Source organism: Moorena sp. SIO4A5 (genome assembly GCF_010672005.1).
Taxonomy (GTDB): Bacteria; Cyanobacteriota; Cyanobacteriia; order Cyanobacteriales; family Coleofasciculaceae; genus Moorena.
The window spans coordinates 1-4,289 of sequence record NZ_JAAHHZ010000408.1; the positions used below are offsets into that span (position 1 = coordinate 1).

At 39.8% G+C, this 4,289-nt stretch carries 5 protein-coding genes and 1 pseudogene; 3 read left to right on the plus strand and 3 right to left on the minus strand.

Going from position 1 to position 4,289, the window contains the following annotated elements; genetic code table 11:
- Positions 1 to 205 (plus strand): annotated as a pseudogene (locus F6K57_RS37990) (DNA adenine methylase); the annotation flags it as partial.
- Between the two features lie 532 nt (positions 206 to 737).
- Here the strand turns inward: F6K57_RS37990 and F6K57_RS37995 are convergent.
- The 3 genes from F6K57_RS37995 to proX form a co-directional block, all read right to left on the minus strand.
- Positions 738 to 1,490 carry a cysteine dioxygenase family protein gene (locus tag F6K57_RS37995; RefSeq protein ID WP_075906398.1) on the minus strand — a complete coding sequence of 251 codons (753 nt, stop codon included), beginning with the start codon at positions 1,488 to 1,490 and terminating at the stop codon, positions 738 to 740.
- A 494-nt stretch (positions 1,491 to 1,984) separates the two neighbouring features.
- Positions 1,985 to 2,179, minus strand: coding sequence for a hypothetical protein (locus F6K57_RS38000; protein WP_293065422.1), 195 nt, complete (start codon positions 2,177 to 2,179; stop codon positions 1,985 to 1,987).
- Positions 2,180 to 2,622: 443 nt separating this feature from the next.
- Positions 2,623 to 3,645: a glycine betaine/L-proline ABC transporter substrate-binding protein ProX gene (gene proX, locus F6K57_RS38005; protein WP_293073631.1), complete on the minus strand. Its 1,023-nt coding sequence runs from the start codon at positions 3,643 to 3,645 to the stop codon at positions 2,623 to 2,625.
- Between the two features lie 134 nt (positions 3,646 to 3,779).
- Here proX and F6K57_RS38010 point away from each other — a divergent pair, with 134 nt between their 5' ends.
- A complete protein-coding gene (locus F6K57_RS38010) occupies positions 3,780 to 4,022 on the plus strand; it encodes a hypothetical protein (protein WP_293073634.1) in 243 nt (80 codons plus the stop codon).
- 66 nt (positions 4,023 to 4,088) lie between these two features.
- On the plus strand, positions 4,089 to 4,289 hold a 201-nt coding region (locus F6K57_RS38015; RefSeq protein ID WP_293073637.1), incomplete at its 3' end, for a hypothetical protein.

Consider the following 4,289-nt stretch of genomic DNA (forward strand, 5'->3'; position numbering starts at 1 on the left):
TTTACGGGATGTGTTTGTGAAAGCTGATCAAGCAGGAGCCAATCAAATGCTCAGCAATTCCGATCCAACTAACTATGTTAATGATTTGTTTTTTGATGAGTTATATCAAGGGTTTACTATTGAGCGAATATTGGCATCCCGTAGAATAAACTCAAAAGGAAATAGCAGAGGAGAAATTAGGGAAATTATTGTTACTAACTATTGACTGATTGTTGAAGTCTGGAGTCGGGATTTGGGAGCAGGTAGTAGACAATAGGTAACAATGCTAAAAATTAATTATTATCGCTTTAATTGCATGCTTATGATAGCAGGGTAGGAGGTAAAAATCAGATCAGGGTAATAGGATTTTACGTTTTTTATTATAACTGAATAATATCCAATTTAAAGGCCAAACAGCTTACGTTTTTTATTAAAAATACTTATGATTAATTTAATCATATATAAACTCTATCATCATTATACACGCGGTTGTTTGTCAAGTACAACTTATACCAAAGTAGAGGCGATTACCCTGATTATTGCGTTTAAAGTGAACGGATTTGTGAATCATCCCAAAAATATCAAAGGGTGCATCTCATATTTTTAAAAAAGAAGGAAAGTTTGGAACCCGGGCGGTGGAGTTTTATTATAATTGTTCCCTAATTTAAAAAGTGAGATGCACCCCATCTCAAACCTAGTGATAGACTGGCTTTACAATTTTTGGAGAAGTCTATTAGCAATTACCAATTATCTTTAGTTTACTTGAGCTGTGACATTTGCTTGTCTAACACAGCTAATTTTGAGCGAAGTAGAGGATTGTCCTGTACTGCAAGGATTCGACAGATGCGATCGCGCATCTTTTCGTGGTGTCTGAGAGTAGTGTTAGCATCTGCTTGTAAGCCATAGTGCCGCTCTTTAATTTCTGCCTCTGGCAAGCAAAATAACGCTGCTCCATCCGTTCGTTGAATGCTGCCTTCAAACAGGTCAAAGATTCGTGAGTTGCTAGTGATGGAGTCGTTGGGGTTTTCGCCTCCGTATACATGAAGGCTCAAAAAGGCGAATTTTCCGGGGTTGCCCATCTGGTGAATCATATCTTCAGCTACCGCCTTTACCTGTGCTGAGCTAAACTCCAGCCGCTTCTGGGTTTGCAGCACTCCATCTGTTAAGGTATACATGTAGTCTTCCGCCTCGCCAAAACACTGTACTGCTCCCCATTGGCTTGCGCCGTGGTCATGAATCGTGGTGTAGTCTCCTGGAGCCCAAGACAATACCATAATTTCAAAGGAACCGCCGTGGTAAATTAGCTTTCGACCGTAGCTGTCGGTGATGGGATGATCAAAGTCAGCCCATCCCATCAAGTCTTCCGGTGAGATGCGTGCATCCAAAATGCACTCACGAGCAATTGTCGGTACCATTGCCGACTGATTTTTGATATTGCTAATTAAGCGCTGGATACTCTCGGGAAAACTTTGCTCCGATGAAGTCGCGTTTGCCTGAATAACCTGAATCATTTTTACATCCTCTAATTTTTGAATAAACTTGGTTGTTAGCCAAATTAGTTTAGAGCCTGCATTCCGCAGGTTGGAGGAAAGAACTATGGTATTGTTTAAGCATGACACCAATAGCATCTCCAATTAGAATACAATATCTTGACCACTGCTGCATAGTAGCTGGTATCGTTGACCACATGATCTTATAAAATATTTTGAGGAAAAGGCAAAAAGCAAAAGGCAACAAGCAACAGATAAAAAATACAAGTCTCAAACATAAAAAAAAGCCGTAGACATAATGTCCACGGCTTTTTCAATGCCACAGTAAGTGGATTTAAATTTTGATGTCAGTCAGATCCCAAACCTAACCTGATGTGATGTTATTTGATTGGCCAAAGGTCACCCTACGCGACCAGACCGGAGCTTTTCCCAGGGGGGGAAAACCCCCCATAAATTTAGCGATGCAGCGCGGTCTTGGGGGTTTCCCCCATGAGCGACTGCATCAAGACAAAGTGTTATGGCAACAGCCAATACTTCATCATTGTCGTAATCACTTCGTCTGGAACACCAGTTGGCTCCAGAGGGCTCCACTCGCAAATCTCGGCATAGCCAAAGACATAAAGCATGTGCATACTATGCATTACTGCTTGACGAGAGCCTTTCATAGTGTGCTCAACAGGTTGTTTCTTTAGGTTTGGGTTTTTTGACATGAATCAAAGATTGAATTCGTATTTATATTTATAATAATAATTATTCTAACAATTTTGTCAAGGGTTTTTAAAAAAGTTTTTTTGGGTAGTTTTAGGGGGAATAAAAAAACGTTCGCTAAAGTTATACGAACGCTTTTTTGTAAAAAAAATTAACTTACGTGTTGCTGATTATGGGTATGGTTTTGCCCCCCTAGCCCCCCAATTTTGGGGGGAAAAAGACTTTCAAATTCCCCTCCGGTGCGCTTTCCGTAGGCGAATTAAATTCGCCACGGGTCGCACCGCAAAGTTGGGGGATTTAGGGGGCTTGACCAAAACCAGATGATCGCGCATTCATTCCTTGATTCAGCAACGCCTTTTTAATAGCTATTAAGTACACAAAAATTCCCTACTCCCTACTCCCTACTCCCTACTCCCTACTCCCTATTCCCTATTCCCTATTCCCTTTAAATAGAATCACCTCCTGCCTTTTTTGCCTCTTCTATCCAGCTATCAAACAACTCTTGATTCTTCTCAACCCACTCTTTAGCATGGCGATTAATATCTTCTGAACTGCTCTCACCCTCTTTGATCTTTAAGCTTTCAACGTTAATGTCCTCAGCCGGAATTTGAACCAGTTCAAACCAACGCTTAGCAACTGGGTTAGCTGCCAAAAATTTCTTGTTAGCAACAATGCGCTGGCGATCGACAGTAAATCCAAGATTTTTTCCGTTTACAGAGGTGTCTTTTTCAGTTATATTTTTCTGGGATTCAGGAAGAGAGGTAAAGGGAACTTCTAACCAAATTATATCTTGATCCGGTTTTAATATTGTAGATATCCAGTGAGGATACAACGCATAGTATAAAATGCTTTCTCCTTGCTTGTAGCGAGTCATAACATCGGCGAGTAGCACGATATATTGTCCTCTAGTGTGTTCAACGGTATCTTCTAGTCCGTAAGCTTTGAGGTGATGATCGACTATCACTTCGCAAAACCAACCAGGATCACAACCGATTAAATTAGCTTTACCATTGCCGTCTGTATCAAATAGTTTCGCAATTTTTGGGTCTTTAAATTGTTGCAGGTTAGTAATGTTATATTTCTCAGCCGTTTTTTTATCGATTTGATAGCCTTGTATCACATCAGGAGTAATAACTCCAACTCGCTCTAACTTTTTGGTACCCCCAGCATTTTTAAAGAATTCTAGATGTGATTTTTCATAGTTTATAGTACTATAATCTAGCTCGCCATTAGCCACAGACACATAAATGATCGGATAGCTTATTTCTTTCGGTTCTTCGATTTCATAACCAAGTTTTTCCAGACCAATATTGACGATTTGGGTTTGAAACTGTTCCTCTACCCAGTTACTATGGGCAGAACGAACTTTAGTTTTTTTAACAGAGGAGGTTGACTCACAGGCAACTGAACCCATTAAGCAAGCGATCAGAGTCATTCCTAAGGTAAGTTGTCTCAATTGTCGTTTCATGAAATCCTCTCCCAGGGTTTTTATCACCAAGTCTTACCGTCAGTCATAACTATAGCAGTTTTTAATGGGGTAGGGAGTAGGGAGTAGGGAGTAGGGAGTAGGGAGTAGGGAAGCTAATCTCTATCATTCCAGCCTTGCTAGTTTGTAGCAGGTACTACGCCATAGCATCTGAACTAAGGTACATCGAGAGCAAGTCTCTGGCAAAAAAATCGATGATGGTGATATTAAGAAAAAATTTGGACTTGGCATCAGGTGGTTTTGATACAGCCATCTGTGTGGGCACATTCAACGAAAAACATACTCCACCGACATGCCTGGATGAGTTGGTTTGGATTCCCAAAGATGGTATGATCATATTTGACTACCATAATTTATAGTAAATTTATATACTACCCCCACGGGGTAAGTTCAATTAAAAACACAATCATAGAGGGGGTTAACTAATGAAAAAAAAGAGTTATACTGTCACATTTCCAAATACAGATGAAAATTTAATTCGAGCCGAAGAGTATTTTATCTTAACCGAAAATGACCAAGAGCAAAAACTGAGGATTCAAGATTATAAACAAACCTACAAAATTCCTGGTTTATATGAATATGTTTTAGTCGATTTGCTAAAGTATAATACACACAATATAATTAGC